The 18,025-nt window shown below is 69.2% G+C and carries 17 protein-coding genes; 5 read left to right on the plus strand and 12 right to left on the minus strand.

Going from position 1 to position 18,025, the window contains the following annotated elements; translation table 11 throughout:
* Positions 1-142: 142 nt before the first annotated feature.
* The 5 genes from BHE97_RS14040 to dut form a co-directional block, all read right to left on the minus strand.
* Positions 143-2,311, minus strand: coding sequence for a hypothetical protein (locus tag BHE97_RS14040; protein WP_087624661.1), 2,169 nt, complete (start codon positions 2,309-2,311; stop codon positions 143-145).
* Positions 2,312-2,671: 360 nt separating this feature from the next.
* Positions 2,672-3,880 carry a class I SAM-dependent RNA methyltransferase gene (locus BHE97_RS14045; RefSeq protein WP_087624662.1) on the minus strand — a complete coding sequence of 403 codons (1,209 nt, stop codon included), beginning with the start codon at positions 3,878-3,880 and terminating at the stop codon, positions 2,672-2,674.
* A 319-nt stretch (positions 3,881-4,199) separates the two neighbouring features.
* The gene (locus BHE97_RS14055; protein ID WP_087624663.1) at positions 4,200-4,883 is read right to left on the minus strand and encodes a DUF3159 domain-containing protein; all 684 of its coding nucleotides are present in this window, start codon (positions 4,881-4,883) and stop codon (positions 4,200-4,202) included.
* Between the two features lie 36 nt (positions 4,884-4,919).
* Positions 4,920-5,573 (minus strand): DUF3710 domain-containing protein, encoded by a 654-nt coding sequence (locus BHE97_RS14060; protein ID WP_087624664.1) that lies wholly within the window; start codon positions 5,571-5,573, stop codon positions 4,920-4,922.
* The gene (dut, locus tag BHE97_RS14065; protein WP_087624665.1) at positions 5,573-6,052 is read right to left on the minus strand and encodes a dUTP diphosphatase; all 480 of its coding nucleotides are present in this window, start codon (positions 6,050-6,052) and stop codon (positions 5,573-5,575) included. The genes BHE97_RS14060 and dut overlap by 1 nt, the downstream gene beginning before the upstream one ends.
* A 217-nt stretch (positions 6,053-6,269) precedes the next feature.
* Here dut and BHE97_RS14070 point away from each other — a divergent pair, with 217 nt between their 5' ends.
* Positions 6,270-6,725 carry a DUF3093 domain-containing protein gene (locus tag BHE97_RS14070; RefSeq protein WP_170931433.1) on the plus strand — a complete coding sequence of 152 codons (456 nt, stop codon included), beginning with the start codon at positions 6,270-6,272 and terminating at the stop codon, positions 6,723-6,725.
* Positions 6,726-6,821: 96 nt separating this feature from the next.
* Complete coding sequence (locus BHE97_RS14075; RefSeq protein WP_087624667.1) at positions 6,822-7,181, plus strand: DUF4235 domain-containing protein; 360 nt, start codon at positions 6,822-6,824, stop codon at positions 7,179-7,181.
* A gap of 250 nt (positions 7,182-7,431) precedes the next feature.
* On the opposite strand, the gene BHE97_RS14080 is transcribed toward BHE97_RS14075, so the two are convergent.
* From BHE97_RS14080 to BHE97_RS14090, 3 genes are all read right to left on the minus strand, one after another.
* Positions 7,432-7,731: a DUF4193 domain-containing protein gene (locus BHE97_RS14080; RefSeq protein WP_087624668.1), complete on the minus strand. Its 300-nt coding sequence runs from the start codon at positions 7,729-7,731 to the stop codon at positions 7,432-7,434.
* A 96-nt stretch (positions 7,732-7,827) separates the two neighbouring features.
* Positions 7,828-8,634: an inositol monophosphatase family protein gene (locus BHE97_RS14085; RefSeq protein WP_087624669.1), complete on the minus strand. Its 807-nt coding sequence runs from the start codon at positions 8,632-8,634 to the stop codon at positions 7,828-7,830.
* Positions 8,631-9,671, minus strand: a complete 1,041-nt coding sequence (locus BHE97_RS14090; RefSeq protein WP_087624670.1) for a ferrochelatase — start codon at positions 9,669-9,671, stop codon at positions 8,631-8,633. The genes BHE97_RS14085 and BHE97_RS14090 overlap by 4 nt, the downstream gene beginning before the upstream one ends.
* A gap of 105 nt (positions 9,672-9,776) precedes the next feature.
* On the opposite strand from BHE97_RS14090, the gene BHE97_RS14095 reads away from it, so the two are divergent.
* From BHE97_RS14095 to sepH, 3 genes are all read left to right on the plus strand, one after another.
* Positions 9,777-10,523 carry an ABC transporter ATP-binding protein gene (locus BHE97_RS14095; RefSeq protein ID WP_201791447.1) on the plus strand — a complete coding sequence of 249 codons (747 nt, stop codon included), beginning with the start codon at positions 9,777-9,779 and terminating at the stop codon, positions 10,521-10,523.
* Positions 10,520-11,899, plus strand: coding sequence for an FtsX-like permease family protein (locus tag BHE97_RS14100; RefSeq protein ID WP_087624671.1), 1,380 nt, complete (start codon positions 10,520-10,522; stop codon positions 11,897-11,899). Before BHE97_RS14095 ends, BHE97_RS14100 begins: the two co-directional genes overlap by 4 nt.
* Before the next feature lie 105 nt (positions 11,900-12,004).
* A complete protein-coding gene (gene sepH / locus BHE97_RS14105) occupies positions 12,005-12,922 on the plus strand; it encodes a septation protein SepH (RefSeq protein WP_087624672.1) in 918 nt (305 codons plus the stop codon).
* Between the two features lie 58 nt (positions 12,923-12,980).
* Here the strand turns inward: sepH and BHE97_RS14110 are convergent, their stop codons facing one another.
* From BHE97_RS14110 to BHE97_RS14125, 4 genes are read right to left on the minus strand one after another with little or no spacing between them, the layout of a single operon-like run.
* Positions 12,981-13,631 (minus strand): thymidine kinase, encoded by a 651-nt coding sequence (locus BHE97_RS14110; RefSeq protein WP_087624673.1) that lies wholly within the window; start codon positions 13,629-13,631, stop codon positions 12,981-12,983.
* A 9-nt stretch (positions 13,632-13,640) separates the two neighbouring features.
* Complete coding sequence (locus BHE97_RS14115; protein ID WP_087624674.1) at positions 13,641-14,726, minus strand: nucleotide pyrophosphatase/phosphodiesterase family protein; 1,086 nt, start codon at positions 14,724-14,726, stop codon at positions 13,641-13,643.
* The gene (locus BHE97_RS14120) at positions 14,723-15,301 is read right to left on the minus strand and encodes a DUF5998 family protein (RefSeq protein WP_087624675.1); all 579 of its coding nucleotides are present in this window, start codon (positions 15,299-15,301) and stop codon (positions 14,723-14,725) included. The genes BHE97_RS14115 and BHE97_RS14120 overlap by 4 nt, the downstream gene beginning before the upstream one ends.
* Positions 15,298-17,994 (minus strand): bifunctional GNAT family N-acetyltransferase/acetate--CoA ligase family protein, encoded by a 2,697-nt coding sequence (locus BHE97_RS14125; protein ID WP_087624676.1) that lies wholly within the window; start codon positions 17,992-17,994, stop codon positions 15,298-15,300. The genes BHE97_RS14120 and BHE97_RS14125 overlap by 4 nt, the downstream gene beginning before the upstream one ends.
* Between the last annotated feature and the right edge of the window lie 31 nt (positions 17,995-18,025).

The following is an 18,025-nucleotide window of genomic DNA, read 5'->3' on the forward strand; positions in this document are numbered from 1 at the left end:
CTCCTTCGCGTGGTCTTCATCCATCCTGCCGACCTTCCGCGCGGGCGCATCACTGAGGCCGACCTAATATCTTGACATCAAGATACCTTGCGACCACGGGGCTCTCAACGAAGGCGACCCTTACCCAGGCCGCGCACGACCGTCATCGCAATGCGCTGAGGGCACGTAGCACGGCGCGTCCCTGCCGCACCCGTGATTCCCAGGTGATGCCGATCGCCAGCAGCACGAGTCCGAGGATGCCGAAGAGGATCCAGCGCTGGACCGCCATCGCCACCGGCCACAGGTTGACGACGACCAGGACCGCGAGCACGACGGCGCCGACCACGAAGGGCGCACGCCACGAGCGCCACCATCCGATGCCGATCGCCACGACGGCCGCCGCTCCCAGCAACCAGGCCCGAAGGCTCGTCGGGTCGGCGACGGCCTGCGGCAGTGACGGCAGGAAGGCGACCGCCAGCCCGACCCCGAGCGCGGAGACCGTGCCCAGCGAGCTGTCACGCCACATGAACCAGCCGCCGATGCCCAAGGCGAGCACGGCGAGCGGCACCGTGAAGGCCTCGACCGCCCGAACATCCTGCCCGATCACCAGGAAGATCCACGCCAGTACAGCGAGGGTCGCGGCCGGGATCAGGCACCAGCGGCGGTCGGACACGTCGAAACCGGCGCCGAACAGGACGAGCGAGAGCAGGAGGAACAACAGAGCCATCCAGGTGGCGTCGTCGGCGCCGAGTCCGGTCGCCAGACCGTAGAGGGCGATCGAGGCCGCGGCCACTTCCAGGGTGAGCCGGACCGGCTGCTCCTCGACTCCCCACGTGGCGAGGGCGAAGCACACGATGGCGACCAGGACGAAGAACAGCGCCGCGATGGACCCATCGATGCGCTGCCATTCCACGAGACCGCTGCCGGAGGCCACGACCCCCAGGACGACGGCTGCGCTGCTCACGGCCACCGACGGGATCTCTCGGGTCAGCGCCGCGACGACGAGCGCAGCCAGGGCGACGATCCCGAAGGCCACGAAGACCATCTCGCTCGATGCCTCCGACGGGAACGCCATGCCCACCAGCACGATGACCGTGCCGATCTGGTCCGCGACGGGGCGCCGGACCGCCGCGCAGGCCACGACGGCCGCCGCGAGGACGCCGGCGACGACGAACCAGCCGAACGGCACACCGATAGCCGCGAGAGTGACCCCGAATCCGCAGGCGACCGCGGCCGCGAGCGCGGTGTAACGGATGACCGCCAGCAGGTCGGTGCTCCATCGCGCGCTCACGACCACGGCGATGATGACGGCCGCTGCCGCCGAGGCGTACGCGAGCACGCCCAGACCGAAGGGTTCGGGGAGCGAACCGTTCCAGGGGCCGTAGAAGCTTCGCGGCCACGCCTGCAGCCAGCCGAGACCGACGAGGCCCAGGCCGGCGACGGCCAGCACAGCGGCGGCCCACCTGCTCCCGAGTGCCCAGGTCCGGTGTCCACTCCCGAGCGAGGCGGTCAGCGCGCCGACCGCGGCCACCGTGGCGATCGCCGCCTCGGGGACGGTCGCACCGCCTACTCCAGTCGCCACGAGCAGCGTGAGGCCGAGCAGGGCCCCGCCAGCAGAGACGCTACGACCGCGCGGAGCCACGACGGCACCCGCGGCGAACACGATCGAGAGCAGGAGGAGCGGTATCCCGTGAGCCTCCAGCAGGAGCTGCCGCGGCTCCGGATGCGCGAGCGCATCGACGATCGAGGAGACCACGAGGAACGGCAGCACCACGACGAGGGGCGGAGCCACTCCCCAGCCGGCGACCGTTGCACGACCGCGCCAGGCGAGCACTGCCACGATGGCCGCAACGCCCATAGCGGCGAGACCGGCCCAGAACGGCCGCCAGCCGAGATCGAACCACAGGTAGAACAGGAGCGTGGGCACGGCGACCCAGGGGGTCAGCGCTGCTACCGCCTGCGGGACCACGAGAGACCGGCCGAATCGCGGACGGGTCACCACCACGATGACGATCGCGATGGTGGACACCACGACTGCCCAGGCGGCGACATAGAGACCGGGATCGACGGCCTCGAGGCCGAGCAGCCCTTGGGCGCGGGCCGCGAACCAATCGAGGGTCAGCAGGCCCAGCGTCACGCACCACAGCGCCTCGGCCGAACCGCGGAGGCGCCGACGCGAGAGCTCCACCGCCCCCGCCGCCGCCAGGGCGGTGGCTCCCAGCAGCACCATGGAGCGGCCAAAGAGGCCCAAGCGGTCCCAGGAGACGGTGATGAAGATCGTCGCGGCCACGAGCAGCAGCAAGGCGCCGAGGGCCAGGATGACCCCGCCCACATTCACTCCGCCGCGCCTTGTCGGCGCCGACCCGGTCGGCTGGGCCGGGAACTGCGGGAAACCGCCGTCCGCCACCGGCCCGGTCGAGATGCGAGGGGCCGCTGGTGGAGGGCCCGGTGCAGGTGCTACCGGAGACTGCGGCGCCGACGGCCGCGGCGCGGAGGTCTCCGCGCCGGGAGCCCGGGTCTCGTGACCCCGGGCGATCAGGCGATCGGCCTCCTGCAACCGCTCCCACAGCGTGGCAGCCGTGACACCACGCAGCGCGAATCCGCAGTGGGGGCATCTCGGCTGCCCTTCGATACGACCTCGGCAGGCAGGACAGGCGTGGGGATCCGCGTAGCGCACGAGGTCACCCTCTCGTCAAGGACGCACCGGTGCAAGCACAGCGACGCATTCGACATGGTGTGTCATCGGGAAGAGCGCGAACGCGCGCAGTGCGACCAGCTCGTACCCGAGGCGCCCGAAGGACGCCAGGTCCCGGGCCAGCGCGGCCGGGTCACAGGCCACGTAGACGATGCGCCGCGGTCCGAGGCCGGCGATCGGCGCGACCGCGGCCTTGGCCCCCGCACGCGGCGGATCGAGGACGACGACATCAGCGGCGATGCCCAGCCGCCGGGCCGCGAGCGCCTTCTCGACCGAGGCCCGCATCGTCGTCACGTTCGTCCGTCCGGCGAGATTCTCCCGGGCATCCTCGTGGCCCCCACGGGCACCCTCGACGCTGACCACCTCGCCCGTCGGGCCAGCGGCATCGGCCAGGAAGGCCGAGAACAGCCCTGCCCCGGCATAGAGGTCGAGGATCCTATCGCCGGCGCGGACATCCGCTCCGGCCATCACGGCATCCACGAGGGTTGCAGCGGCGCGCGGATGTACCTGCCAGAAGCCGGACCCGCTGACGCGGAAGGACCGCTCCCCCACGAACTCCGTGACGGATCCATCGCCACCACGCACTCGGCCGTCGACGCCCACGATGCCGTCAAGGGGGCCTAGACCCTCGGGAACCACATCATCGGTGACCACCACACGCTCTCCAGCCGACGAGACCACGGCCTCGACCGGCCCCTGACCCCAACGGACCGAGGGGACCTCCGGCGCGTCCGGATGGGCGATCAGGCATCGATCGACGGGCACCACCTCATGGCTGCGGTGCCGCCGCAGGCCGGCACGGCCCTCGTCGTCCACCGCGTAGCTCACCCGGGTACGCCAGCCGAGGTCATCAGGAGACACGGCCTCGACCTCCACCGCGCGATCGATACCCGCGAGTCGCTGAAGCTGCTCGCGGACCACGGAACCGAGGAGGCGCCGCTGTCCGGCCGGCGAGACATGCTGGAAATCGCATCCGCCACAGGTGCCCGCGTATCGGCAGGGCGGTGTCACACGATCCTCCGCGGCCTCCAGTATCTCCACGGCGTCGGCCCGTAGGAACCGTTTGGACCGCTCGGTGATCTCGATGCGCGCACGCTCCCCTGGTAGCGCATGCCGCACGAACACGACCTGACCGTCGAGCCGGGCGACGCAATGGCCACCATGTGCCACCGGCCCGATGTCCACGATCGGGCGCTCGGAACTCACCGAGGACCCCCGAAGCCTGGACGCAGGTCACCGGCAGCCGCTGCATCATCATGGGGAGTTCGGTCATGGGCCGAGGTGAGCTGGTAGGGAACGCTGACGGCGAGGACTCCGGGCATGAACAACAGTCTGCTCTTCAGACGCAAGGCGGTCTGATTGTGCAATAGCTGCTCCCACCACCGGCCGGCGACGTATTCGGGGCCCGTTTCAGGGCACCGGCGATGCTCACCGAGCGAGCGTATGCCTGTGCCGGAGGTGCGCCACCGACGTGGGCGATGATGTGGATCACATCTGAGCACCGGTGCGTGGAGGCGAGCGACGCTCAGGCCGAGGTGCCGTCGAGCGGCGTCCTATTACGGCTCAGCATCCACCCCATCGCGACGAGCGATGCGACCTGCAGGGGCCATCCCATCGCGATCTTCGCGGTGCCCAGCAGGGCGATCTGGTCGGCAAGATATAGGGGGTACTGGACCACGACACGCAGCACACAGGGCGCGACGAACAGCCACGTCATCTGGGTGCACAGTCTCCGCATACCGCGATCGGAACGCCAACCGGTGACATCCCCCACCACCGCGCCGACGAGGAATCCCACCGCCGGCCAGCCGATGAGGATCGTGAAGACGAAGATCACCGCGTAGGCACCGTTGTAGAGGATGCCCGGAAGGAAGACGTCACGGGCCTCCCCGGAACGCGACGCGAACAGCGCAGCGATCGCGATCCCCACCAAGGCGTTGAAGACGAACTGCGGATTGGACCGCTGCATGACACGGACGACCAGCAGCACCACCGCGACAGCGGCGCTCAGGATCAGGCTCTGGCGCAGTTCGTCGGTGACCAGGAAGCTCACCGTGAACACGATGGTGGGGATCGCGCTCTCCACGACTCCACGCCCACCGCCGAATGCCTCGGACAGCCGGCGACGGACGAGTTGCTCGACCGTGGTGATATCCGCACGACCCGTGTCGGCCTCCTCGTCGGCCGGTGATCCGTTCTGCTCAGCCATGGTGTCCCGTCACCCGTGCGCGCACGGTGCTCCTCACTAGCCGGCGTCGTCCGACGGCGGCTGCCCCTGGGGAGCGGCTCCGGGCGGCAGCTTCAACGGCAGGGGCTCCCGCACCATGCGCGGCTCGTCGCCCCGGACGACGATGACATCGCGCAGGATCTCCAGCAACGGCTCCGCAGCGGCCTCGTCTCCGGCTGCCGCACCCAGCAGAGTGGCGCGCAGCAGCCAACGGGGCCCCTCGACCGCGAGAATGCGCGAGTCCTGCGTGCCAGTGCGCCCGTCCTGAGTCTGCACCTGCACACGGAACCGCAGCTCATCGCCGAAGGGACCGTCGGTCTCCTTCCACTCGCCGTCTCGGCGGTCGACCTCGCGCTTGAGGTCCTGGAGCACGTCGCTCCATTCGCCACCGGAGCGGGACGCGGCGAAGATCCGCAGCTCCATGGCCGAGTTCGCCCCTTCGAGCACCACGAGCACCGAGGAGAGGGCGCCGTTCTCCTGGGGAAGCTGCAGACCCACTCCGTCGCGTCCCTTGATGCGCAGCGAACCGAGATCGACATAACCGGGGGCCTCGGGGTCCCGCTCGGAGGAGTCCCACGGCCCACCGGCACGTGGTCCCAGCTTCACGGGGTCGAACTCCGGCGCCTCCGGCATCTCCTGCTCGGGCGTCTGATTCTTGCGTCGGCCGAACATCAGTCTTCCTCTCCTACTTTCGGAGCCTGCGCCAATGAGGCGTGGCCACCCGATGAACCGTAGCCCCCTTCGCCCCGGTCCGACAGCGGGAGTGCCGAAGTTTCCGTGAATCGGACCTGCTCCACCCGCTGGATGACCAACTGGGCGATGCGATCGCCACGCGAGATGTGCACGGTGTCCCGCGGGTCCCCGTTCACGAGCAACACCGCGATCTCTCCACGATAACCGGCGTCGATCGTGCCGGGTGCATTGACGATGGAGAGCCCGTGGCGCAGAGCCAGTCCGGAGCGCGGGTGCACGAAGCCCGCGTAACCCGCCGGCAGCGCGAGCGCCACCCCAGTGGGCACGAGGACCCGCTCCCCCGGTGCGATCACGGCATCGACGCGGGCCACCAGGTCCGCTCCCGCGTCGAGATCGTGCGCATAGGACGGTACGGGCAGATCGGGGTCGAGCCGGCGCAGCAGCACCTCGGTCGTCATGAGGTCCGACCTTACCCAAGGCCGTGTCTGGTGATCTACGGCCGTTGCGAGCGGCGTATCCACGGGATGCCTCACCAGGCGCCGGAGCGACGCCATACGGGACATTGTCTTGCGAGCGACGGCAACGTGGTGAGGCGCCCGTGGGACGTCGCGCAGTAGGCCGGGGATCACCAGACGCGGCCTAAGGCCGTTGACGGCCATCAGGCACAGTAGTGATGTGCCACCCCCGACGACCGTCCACCGTGAACGTCTCACCGTCACCGCCCCCTGGTGGGTCGCCGTCGGGATCTTCGCGGTGATCATGGGCTGGCTGCTCTGGGTCGCGGCGACTCCCGTCATCGCCCTGGTGACAGCGGTCGGCACGCTCGTCGTCGCCGGTGCACTGGTCGCGTTCTACGGTTCGGTGAAGATCGAGGCCGACTCGGACGGGCTGCGCGCGGGACGCGCCTTCTTGGACGCCGCCCATATCGGCACGGTCGAGCCCCTGGACGCGGCCGCGTGGCGCCGGGCTGTCGGCCCCGAGGGGGACGTGCGCGCCTTCACCTTGTTGCGACCCTATGTGCGCACCGGCGTCCGGGTCACGGTCGACGATCCGGACGATCCGACGCCCTTCTGGCTGGTGTCGACCAGATTCCCCGGCTCCGTAGCGCGGGCGCTGCACGGGATTCCCTGACCCGAGCCGTTGCACGCGACCACGCCCTCGACACCCCTGGTCGGGCGGTCTGCGTCACAATGGTTCGGACATAACGAGCACGACGGAAGGGCACCGGTGGGCAAGCGCAAGAAGCAGCAGCGAGACGCCGCGACGACGAGTGTCGACGAGGCGAAGGCCCAACGCCGGCTCGGCCGTGGCACCTGGAAGGTGATGGACGCCGGCGCCACGATGGTGGGCGCCGTCCTCGCTCCCCGGGTCTCCAATGCCGCCTGGCGCGCGGTCACCGGACGCAAGCCTCCGTCGAGCTCTCGCCATCCCGAGCTCAGCACGGCTGAGGCCATCGCCTGGGCGGCAATCGGCGGAGCCGTGATCCAGATCGTCCGAACCGTCGTCCGACGGGGTGTGGCGACCTACTGGGTCAAGTCCACCGGGGATCTCCCCCCAGGCATGAAACACCTCGACCGGGACTCCTGAGCTCGTGTCAGCTCACGCACCCGGGACGAATGGTGATGCGTTGAGGCCGCTATAGCGACCCCAATGCATCGAGCTTCGAGCGGGTGTAGACCGACGATGACGCGTCCGGGCTGCTAGGACGACCGTGATGCATCGACATCGGTCCGCACCGCCGCGTCCTCCGCGGCGTCGCCGGCGCGGCGCCCGAACGAGACGAGGCCCGGACCCCCCGATGGGGTCCGGGCCTCGGTCGTATCGAGGACGGGCTGGATCAGTCCGCGCAGTCGCGGCAGATCGGCTGGCCATTCTTCTCGGTGGCCAGCTGGCTGCGGTGATGCACCAGGAAGCAGGACATGCAGGTGAACTCGTCCGACTGCTTCGGGACGACCTGCACCGCCAGTTCCTCGTGCGAGAGATCCGCTCCCGGCAATTCGAAGGATTCGGCCGCTTCGACCTCGTCCTCGTCGACCTTGCCGGAGTTCTGCTCGTGCCGACGCGCCTTCAGCTCCTCGATGCTGTCCTCTGACTGCTCTTCCTCAGTCTTGCGAGGTGCGTCGTAATCGGTGGCCATCTACTCTCCGTCCCGTGCGTGTCAACCGGCGCGATTCTGCCACATCCATCCAAGCGCGGCTGATCGAGATCGTGCTGTGGCGCCGAAAGACACGATCTACAGACCACAAGTGCGGACGAGTTCGGAATATTCCTCCCAGATATCGGGGCGCGCCACCATCGTCAGACGCTTGCCGGCGGGGCCTTCGAGGCCGCCCACGACGAGCCCGGCCTCCGCGGCGATCAGACCTCCCGCCGCCAGGTCCCACGGGTTGAGTCCCTGCTCCGCATAGGCATCCAGCTCCCCCGCCGCGACGGCGACCAGATCCAGCGCCGCCGATCCGATCCGCCGTATATCGCGTATTCGGGGCAGCAGCCGCGCGATCGCGGCGGCCTGTCGCTCTCGCGTCGGCGCGTCGTAGGCGAAGCCCGTCCCCACGAGCATCTGCGACAGCGGTGCCGAGGGCGGACCGTGAAGGGTCTCGCGCTCGTCGCCTCGCCAGCGCCACGCGCCGCCACCGGCGACGGCCCCGTACTCGCTGCCGGTGGCGATGTTCACCACATAGCCGACCGTGGCCGTAGGGTGCGTGGCATCGGTCCGCGCCGCGATGGAGACCGCGTAGGCGGGGATTCCATAGACGAAGTTCACGGTGCCGTCGATGGGGTCGACGATCCATTCGACACCGCTCGTACCGATCACGTCCTCGCCCTCCTCGCCGACGAAGCCATCGTCCGGCCTCGCCGAGAGGATCCGATCGCGGATGAGCCGCTCACTCGCGCGATCGATCTCGGTGACCGCGTCCGTGGGGCTGGACTTGGTGGCGACGACGCCGACACGGCCGGCTGGCCGGAGCCGTCGCACGAGCTCGGCGGCTTCGAGGCCGACCTCGCGGCCCAGTGCGAGGAGCTCGTTACGTTCCGTCATGCGAGGACCGGCAGCTCGGCACGGGCATTGAGACAGCATCCCACCGGGCAGCGATCGGGCCAGGGACCGTCCTGACCGCAGGCCGGCCTGTCCGGCTCCTCGCCGCGCTCGGCCGCCGCACGCTCGAGCACGAGCTCGCGGACCAGCGCGACGAAGCTCGGGTGGACCCCGGGGGTCGGCACCCGGACGAAGCCGAGTCCGAGGTCCTCGGCCGTCTGCGCCGCCTCGGTGTCGAGATCGTAGATGACCTCCATGTGATCGGAGATGAAGCCGATCGGCACGACCGCCACCGATGCCACTCCCTGGCCGGCCAGGTCGGCCAGATGGTCGTTGATGTCCGGCTCCAGCCACGGAGTGTGCGGGGAGCCGGACCGGGAGCAGAAGGCCAGACTCGTCGAGACCCCATCGAGCTCCGCGGCGATGAGTCCGGCGACCTGGCGGTGCTGGTGCAGATACGCGCCGACACCGGCACCTCCGCTGGCCTCGTTCATCGCATCGGGGATCGAGTGGGTGACGAAGACGACGTGCGTACCGGCGGGCATGTCGGCGAGCGCGGACCGCGTCTCCTCCACGAAGGGACCGACGAATCCCGGATGGTTGTAGTAGTGCCGGAGCTTGGCCAGCTCGAGCGGCAGGCCCTCTTGGGCTTCATAGAGGTTCTCGCGGTACTGGCGACATCCGGAGTACGACGAGTAGGCGCTCGTCACGAAACACACCGCGCGTCGTACGCCATCGGCCGCCATCCGCTCGGTCGTCTCGCGCAGATACGGATCCCAGTTGCGATTGCCCCAGTACACGGGCAGATCGATACCGTGCTCCGCGAGATCGGCCTCGACCGCTGCGATCAGCGCGCGATTCTGGTCGTTGATGGGGGACTTGCCACCAAAGCCGAAGTAGTGCTCACCGACCTCGACCAGCCGGTCGCGCGGGATGCCCCGCCCACGGGTCACATTCTCCAGGAACGGCACCACATCATCGGGTTTCTCCGGGCCGCCGAAGGAGACGAGAAGCAGGGCATCGAAGGGGCGAGCATCCATGTCAGCGATTCTCCCATCTGCTCGGTCGCGACCTTCCCCCGCACGACCGATACCGTCTCCGCCGACGGGATGACCCAGGCAGCGATCAGATCACCCTCAGAGCCGATGGATCCACGGCTCGAGGAGACGAGACTGCTGACCATGGACACCCACGACTCCCCCGCCCCCGTGCTCGTGGCCACGGACGTGACCAAGGCCTACGAATCGACAATCGCCCTCGCCGGCGCGTCCCTCTCGGTGAGCGCCGGCGAGTCTCTCGCCATCATGGGTGCCTCGGGCTCGGGCAAGACGACATTGCTGCACTGTCTGGCCGCCGTGATCCCACCGGACTCCGGCTCGATCCGCATGAGCGTTCCGGGCGCGCAACCGGTCGAGCTGGCCGGCTTGGACGAGGAGGCGCGATCGCAGCTGCGACGCACCCGCTGCGGATTCGTCTTCCAGGAAGGTCTGCTGCTGCCCGAGCTCTCCGCACTCGAGAATGTCGCGCTGCCGCTCATGCTGACCGGCCATCCTCGTCCCGAGGCGGAGCGCGCGGCGGCACCCTGGCTCCGCTCCCTCGGTCTCGCGGGTATGGAGGATCGCCGGATCGGCCAGCTGAGCGGTGGTCAGGCCCAGCGGGTGGCCATCGCCCGCGCACAGGTGACGGGAGCGCCGGTCGTCTTCGCCGACGAGCCCACCGGCGCACTCGACTCCGCGACCTCCTCCGATGTGATGGACGCACTGCTCTATGCCACGTCGGGCCAGGGTCGCAGCCTCGTCCTCGTCACGCACGACGCCGCCGTCGCGGCCCGATGTGATCGCACGCTGCACATGCGCGACGGGCGGATCGTGCGCGAGAAGGTCGCCCGATGAGCGGCTCGTCCTCGGGTCCACGCCGGGTACTCGGGCTGGTCGGACTGCTGACCCGGCCGAGCCGTCAGGGTCGCGCCGCGATCCTCCTGCCGTCGGTGGCCTTCACGGTCACCACCGCGATCTTGTTGACGGTCGTCTCCGGCACGTTGATGTTCATGCGCGACGACCGTCCCGGTGACGATTTCGCCCCGGGATACATGGTGCTGAGTCTCGCGGCATTACTCTTCCTCGCCGTCCCGACGGTCTCCCTCGGAGCCTCGGCGGCCCGGCTCTCGGCCCGCCGCCGCGACGACCGGCTGGCCACTCTGCGTCTCCTGGGCGCGAGCACGCGCGAGGTGAGTGCGTTCACCGTCATCGAGGCGACGATGATCGCCGCGGCCGGGAACCTCGCCGGGATCGTGCTCTTCGGCGTCCTCCTTCCGCTCGTGGCACAACTGCGGTTCTTCGGTGAGCGCATCGGTGTGGCGGCCCTGTGGCCTGGTTGGCCGGTGCTGGTGCTCGTTCCCTGCGCGGTGACCGTGCTCGCCGGGCTGAGCGCTGTGCTCGGCCTGCGGCGGGTGCGGCTGACGCCGCTCGGGGTGCGTCAGCGCACCGACCCGCAACGCCGCAGCCTGCGGCGCACCGCCACCGGGATCGCCGTCCTGGCGGCCCTCGTGCTCGTCCTGTCCCAGATCGGCATGTTCACCGCGGTCCTCGGGACGGCCGTGGTCATCACCATCGTGCTCGGCACGTTCGGGGCCGGCCTGGCCGTGCTCAATCTGGTCGGCCCACCTGTCATCGCCGCCCGCGGACGTGCCCTCGCCCGCAAGGCATCCACTCCCGCGCGGTTCCTCGCAGGCCGTCAGCTCGCCGACCATCCCGCCCCCGTCTGGCGGCGGGTGTCCGGACTGGCGATGATCTCCTTCGTCGCGGTCATCGGCGGCGTGGGCCTCGCCATGGCCGGGCAGCTCGATGAGAACGATGCCATGGCCGATCAGGTGATCTTCGCCGCCGATATGCGTACCGGCGTCCTGCTGACCCTCGCCATCGCCTTCGTGATGCTCTCGTGCTCCGTGGCCGTCACACAGGCCGCGGCGGTGTTGGACGACGCCGAGCTGATCATCGCACTCGACCGACTCGGGATGCCGGTGAGCACCTGGGAGCGGGCGCGCCGGACCACGGTGCTGCTGCCGATGCGGTGGGCCGCGCTCGGTGGAGCGGCCGGCGGATTCCTGCTCGGTCTCCCCCTGATGGGAGCGGCCGTGGTTCTGACGCCGACGGCCTTCCTGGTCGTGGCCGTGACCTTCGCGGCCGGATTCGCCCTCGTGCGACTGGCGCTCACGTCGACCCGCCCGGTCGTCACAGTGGTGCGTCGTGCCCCCGATCGGGTGTTCTGACCCGCATGCGCGGGAACCGCGGACCGACACACCTTCGGGCCTCCCCGGTCGCACCACGTGGCGACACTACGATGGCGGAAGTCGATAAGTGTCGGAGGCCCTAGCATGCGAGATCTCGCCCTCGTGGGCACTAGCGAGGATGGCCGCTACCTCGTCGCTCGCGATCCCGCATCCGGCGCACGTTTCCGCCTGCGGGTCGACGGCCGCCTCGCCGGCATGATCGACCGCGTGACCAGTGCCGGTCAGCGTTCCTCCGGCCAGTTGGAGATCCCGATGGAGAGTTCCCTCAGCCCGCGCGACATCCAGGCCCGCATCCGTCGCGGCGAGAGCATCGAGCAGGTCGCCGAGGCGGCGGGCACGTCGGTGGACCAGATCCGTGGCTTCGCAACCCCGGTCATCGCCGAGCGCGAGCACATGGTCGACCAGGCGCGTGCCACCTCGGTGCGCCGCAAACATGTCAGTGGCACCCCCGTCGCCCTCGGAGCGCTCGTCGACGGTGCCCTGTTGGAGCGTTCGGTCACCCCCGAGGACGTGGAGTGGGACGCCTGGCGGCGTGAGGATGGCCGTTGGACGGTCCAGCTGGTTCTGCCCGATGCGACCTCGGCGAGGTTCTGCTTCGATCACAAGAGCCGTTACGTGCTAGCCGATGACGAGACCGCACGCGATCTCGTGGGCGATCTGGCTTCCGAGGACTCCCTCGATATGGCGATCGCCGATGCGGTCCGCTCGACCGCCGATGTCGCCGAGTCGGCGGCTGACCGCGAGGACACCGAGCAGATCATCGACGACCACGCTCCCGTGCACTCGCTCAAGGAGGCGCGGGACCGACGCGCGATGGAGCAGCTGTCGCTCGACGACTCGCCCTCCGCCCCGCCGGCCACGCAGGAATCCGAGGACGCCGAGGAGTCGGGCTCGCACGACGAGCACGTCGCCGTCCCCGACACGCCCGCACCGCGCAAGAAGAACTCTCGTCGCAGCGTCCCCAGCTGGGACGAGATCATGTTCGGCGGCAAGCGCGACTGAAGCTGAGGCACGCTCGGCCCCAGCGGTAGATCAGCAACCTTTCCACGCTCGATAGCGTTCAGGTGAACGGCAGGACGTCCGGCGACAATGCCCCCGCGTGAGCCCGGGCAGCGGTCATGCGGCGTCGATGGTGGCGACGGCAGAGCACCTCGTAGCCGACCACCGCAGGCTCGGACTCCGGCTCCACGTCTCCGACGACGATCACCTCACCCTCCGTGACCATCTCGCCGTTCTCCGTGCGCGCATTGTGGGTCGCCCGCGCACCGCACCAGCACAGCGCCTCCACCTGGAGAGTCAGGACCCGGTCGGCGAGTTCGACCAGTCGTCGTGATCCATCGAACAGCATGGTGCGGAAGTCGGTGAGGATGCCGAAACAGAAGACATCGAGATCCAGTTCATCGGCGATCTTGGCGAGCTCGTCGATCTGCCAGGGTGCGTAGAACTGCGCTTCGTCGCAGACCAGGTAGTCGATCGGAGCGCCCTGGGTCAGCGCATCGACGACGTAGTGCCAGAAGTGCAGGTCGTCCGTGACCTCGACCGCGTCCGCTGACAGCCCCAGCCGGCTGGACAGGGTCGCCTCGCCGGCGCGATCGTGCGACGTGAAGATGACGCCCCGCCGCCCCCGGGCCCGGTGATTGTGATCGACCTGGAGCGCCAGCGTGCTCTTGCCGGAGTCCATCGTGCCGCAGTAGAAGACCAGTTCCGCCATCGCGATGCCTCAGTTCGCCACCAGGACGGGGATGCGGGTCTCGGCCGGGGTGATCGATCCGTGGAATCCGCGGAGACCGAGCTCGACCCGGAAATGCCGCGTGGAGAAGACGGCGAAGTCTCCCAGCGAGGCGACGACGACATCGCCGAATCGTCCCCGGACGGCGGGGTCGAGCGGACCGAACCATCGTTCGGCCGCCGCCTCGCGTTCGAGCACGACGGCCCGCTCACCCAAGCGATCCGCCCAGCGCGCCGCGACCTCGGACTCCACGCCGGTACTCGTGTAGAGATGCCGGAACCGGGCCTCCCCGGCGAACAACTGGACGCCGTCGAGCAGCTCGGGATGCTCCTCGACGTCGAAGCGGTCCTCAGTCGGCAGATCGATCATGCCGTGATCGGCCGTCACCACCAGTGTCACGTCCGCGGGCAGCGCATCCCTCAGCTCGGCCGCCTCGCGGTCGATCGTGGTGAGCAGATCGCGCCACTCCCGCGAATCGACGCCGTGGCCGTGCCCCGCATGGTCCAAGCGTCCTTCGTAGGCGTAGACGAGAGTGCGCCGCGGTCCCTGGCTGGCCTCCAGGATCGCCTCCAGGCGCTCCCAGGGGCGGTCGGCTCCCACGAAGGGCACGCCACGCTGACTGCACATCGTGAGCCCACTGTCGGCGAAACGGGATTCGTTCACGACGGTGACGGCGACGCCGTCGTCCTGCAGGCGGGCGGGCACCGTGCGATGCGGCTGCCACAGGAGAGGATCGACCTCGGCATTCCAGCTGAGGGTGTTCAGCACCTGTCGGGTGCCCGGCACCCGGCAGGAGTATCCCGCCATCCCGTGGACACCGGGACGCAGGCCCGTGCCGAGGGATGTCAGGCTGACGGAGGTCGTCGAGGGGATCGACGACGAGACGCCCTCGACCGACGGGAGGCGCGACAGCCACGGCGCCAGTTCGGCATGATCGCGCAACGGGATCTCACCCATGCCGTCGACCACGAGCACGACATAGCCGCGAGCCGGGGGCAATCCGATCGTCGTGGGGAACCCCTCGGCGCCGAGCGCCGTGCCCACCGAGCCGAGAAGATCGTGGATGCCCGCGCTCATCGTCCCGCCGGTGCCACGTGGGTCGTGGCCGCCGACAGCTGCCGCGCGAACTCGAGCAGCTGCTCGACGGCGGCGCCCCCGTCGGCGGCGCTGCTCAGTCGCAGGGTGAAGTCATCGCCGGTGACGCTCCCGGAGTAGCCGTGGTCGGCTTCGCAGCTGGGATCATCGCAGCGTGCGGGTTCCAGCTCCACCCGGGAGATCGCCCCCCAGGAGATCGTCATCACCGCCTCCTCGAGCTGCTGGCTGTGCGCGGCCACCATCCGGGTGACCAGCACCGAGCGGACCCGGGACAGTGCGACTGCCTCGGCCGTCGTCGACGTGTAGGGACGCGGCAGCAGATCGTCCCCCGGATGCTCGTCCGTGTGCGCCACGATCACGCGGCTGGGGGTCAGCACGAGGACGGTCATGTGCCGACGGATCTCCTCGCGGTCGAAGGTCGGCTCGTGGTGCACCACGAATGCATGCGTCTGCTCCCCCGCCACGGCATCACGGATACCCGCAGCGACGATCTCGGGGTAGTAACCCGCCCGCGAGATCTCGGCGAAAAGGTCATCGGATCGGTCCAGAGAACTCACCGCGTCAGCGTATCGTTCGATGTCACGGGCCTGCTCAGGCGACGCACATACCACTCACCGCGCCGGTCGCTCGAAGGCACCACCTTGACGCGCGCGCTGAGCGCCACGAAGCCGTTGGGCGTCGCCGACACCGGCTCCAGATCCAGCTCGGCGACCTCCGGGAGGTCGTCCTTGAGGGCTGCGATACGCAAGATGACATCTCGTAGCCCGTCGACGTCCACCGCCGGGGACCCTCGGTAGCCGAAGAGCATGGGGGCGGCGCGGACGCCGCGCACCATCTGCTCGGCATCGACATCGGTGAGCGGGGGAATGCCGTAGGTGCGGTCGTCGAGCAGTTCGCTGGGTGCCCCGGCCAGGCCGAAGGACACGAGCGGACCGAACAGCGGGTCCTCGACGGCTTTGAAGGACACCGGTACGCCCTCGGGGGCCGAGCGCTGGACGAAGAAGGTCGACTCATCGTCGACCCCGGCCCAGGTGGTCAAGCTGTCCCACGCCTCGGCCATGTCCTCGGCATCGTGGATCCCGCGCCACACGTGCGCGAGATCGGGCCGGGCGCGCAGGTGCTCGCTCCCGGCCTTGAGCACGACATCCCAGCCGAGATTCTCACCGGCCGCGACGGCCTCCTCCCGGGTGTGGACGATGATCCACGTCCACAGGTCGATTCCGTAGCACGACAGGAGGAAGTGGACCTGCTCGGTCGACAGCACCGCTCCGCGCGGGGCCATTTCCAGGACACTGCGGATCAGCGCCCGTGCGTCACCGGTCCGGTACTGCCCCGAATCGTGGTACTCGCCGTGATCGCGTGAGGCCCACTCGGCATAGTTCACGGCTCGCGCCAGGGCTCGGACCGCGGCCTCGGGCGAGGCATAGGAGGGCACCGATCCGCGTCCGGCGGACCCGCCCTGGACATCCGGGACGCGCAGCAGCACGGGAATGCCCTTGCTGGCGAGGAAGGTCGAGACGATCGGCTTGTCGGACTGCTCGCCGATCGCGGCCAGCACATTGGCGACGTCCTCTCCCCCGGTGTTGATGGGGGGTGTGTAGACGACCACGAGTGCGTCGACGTCGGTGCGAGCGAGGGCGGCCTCCAGCGCGATCTCGAATTCCTCGGCGCCGGCTCTGGCCCCCAGTGGAATCGGCGGTGCGACCTGCATCCCCTGCGCCTTGGCGGCATCGGAGACGATCAGCGCGACGGCATCGGAGTTGCCGACGACGGCGATCCGATTGCCACGCGGCAACGGCTGGTGGGCCAGCAGCTGCGCCACGTCGAACATCTCGTCGAGCGTGTCGACCTGGATGACGCCGGCCTGGCCGAACATGGCATCGACGGCCTTCTGCGGAGCTGAGGTGCGCTTGACGCGGTGCCCGACCGGGACACCCTGTGTCGAACGTCCGGACTTGACCGCCACGACGGGCTTGCGCTCACTCACCCGGCGCGCGAGCCGGGAGAACTTTCGCGGATTGCCGATGGACTCCAGGTAGAGCAGGACGACCTCGGTGGCATCGTCATTGGACCAGTACTGCAGCAGGTCATTGCCCGAGACATCCGCACGGTTGCCCGCGGACACGAAGGTCGATAGGCCGAGCCCGCGCCGCGACACCGTCTCCAGGATGGCCGTACCCAGCGCACCGGACTGGCAGAAGAAGCCGACCCGCCCTTGCGGCGGCATCGTCGGGGCCAGCGAAGCATTGAGCTGGACGCGGGGCACCGTGTTGATGATGCCAAGACAGTTCGGTCCGATGAGGCGCATGCCGTGTGAGCGACAGAGATGAAGCAACTCCTCCTGGCGCTCGCGTCCCTCGGGTCCGGCCTCCGCGAAGCCCGCCGAGATGACGATGAGTCCGTGCACGCCCTTCGCGGCACAGTCGAGAACGACGTCATTGACCGACTCGGCCGGCACCGCCACGATGGCGATCTCCACCTCACCGGGGATGTCCTGCACCGACGGATACGCCGGGAGTCCCGAGACGGCCTCGGCCTGGGAGTTAACGGCGTACACCGCCCCGCCGAAGTCGCCCAGCACCAGGTTGCGGACGATCATCTGGCCGATCGATGACTGCCGCCGGCTCGCTCCGACGACGGCGATGCTGCTCGCATCGAAGATCCGATGGATCGAGGCCGCTTCGGCACGCTGCTCGCGAGCACGCATGACCCCCAGCGCGGACTGGGTCGGATCGATGCGGAAACGCAGCTGCTGGACCCCGTCCTCCAACTGCCCGGAGACCGTGTAGCCCATCTCGCGGAAGACCTGCATCATCCGGATGTTCTCGGGGAGCACCTCAGCGGTGAACTCCGTGATGCCGCGCTCACGGCCGGCCTGGGCGAGATGCTCGAGCAGGAGCTGGCCGACACCACGACCCTGATGCGCGTCCTCGACGAGGAAGGCGACCTCCGCCTCGGTCGGACTGGTGGCGTCGTAACGGCCGACTGCGATGATGTCGTCCTGCTGTGTCACCACGAAGGCGACACGCTTGACGTGGTCGACCTCGGTGAAGCGCTTGACATCACGCTCCGACAACCGCGGATAGGGGGCGAAGAAGCGGAAGTACTTGGACTCCGCCGAGACCCGTGCGTAGAAGGCCACGAAGGCCTCCGCGTCCTCGGGGACGATCGGACGGATCTGCGCCACCCGGCCGTCCTTCAGCAGGACATCGGCCTCCCAGGACTCGACAGGGTGCAGCTTGCTGGTCACACGGTCCAACGTACCGTCTCGGTCGGCGTGG

Source organism: Aeromicrobium sp. PE09-221 (genome assembly GCF_002174305.1).
In the GTDB taxonomy this organism is placed as follows: Bacteria; Actinomycetota; Actinomycetes; order Propionibacteriales; family Nocardioidaceae; genus Aeromicrobium.

Excerpts from the sequence above, each read along its gene's own strand:
- BHE97_RS14055 (WP_087624663.1), bottom strand. The coding sequence starts at position 4,883 with ATGGCTGAGCAGAACGGATCACCGGCCGACGAGGAGGCCGACACGGGT.
- BHE97_RS14060 (WP_087624664.1), bottom strand. The coding sequence starts at position 5,573 with ATGTTCGGCCGACGCAAGAATCAGACGCCCGAGCAGGAGATGCCGGAG.
- dut (WP_087624665.1), bottom strand. The coding sequence starts at position 6,052 with ATGACGACCGAGGTGCTGCTGCGCCGGCTCGACCCCGATCTGCCCGTA.
- BHE97_RS14080 (WP_087624668.1), bottom strand. The coding sequence starts at position 7,731 with ATGGCCACCGATTACGACGCACCTCGCAAGACTGAGGAAGAGCAGTCA.
- BHE97_RS14085 (WP_087624669.1), bottom strand. The coding sequence starts at position 8,634 with ATGACGGAACGTAACGAGCTCCTCGCACTGGGCCGCGAGGTCGGCCTC.
- BHE97_RS14090 (WP_087624670.1), bottom strand. The coding sequence starts at position 9,671 with ATGGATGCTCGCCCCTTCGATGCCCTGCTTCTCGTCTCCTTCGGCGGC.
- BHE97_RS14095 (WP_201791447.1), top strand. The coding sequence starts at position 9,777 with ATGGATCCACGGCTCGAGGAGACGAGACTGCTGACCATGGACACCCAC.
- BHE97_RS14100 (WP_087624671.1), top strand. The coding sequence starts at position 10,520 with ATGAGCGGCTCGTCCTCGGGTCCACGCCGGGTACTCGGGCTGGTCGGA.
- sepH (WP_087624672.1), top strand. The coding sequence starts at position 12,005 with ATGCGAGATCTCGCCCTCGTGGGCACTAGCGAGGATGGCCGCTACCTC.
- BHE97_RS14110 (WP_087624673.1), bottom strand. The coding sequence starts at position 13,631 with ATGGCGGAACTGGTCTTCTACTGCGGCACGATGGACTCCGGCAAGAGC.
- BHE97_RS14115 (WP_087624674.1), bottom strand. The coding sequence starts at position 14,726 with ATGAGCGCGGGCATCCACGATCTTCTCGGCTCGGTGGGCACGGCGCTC.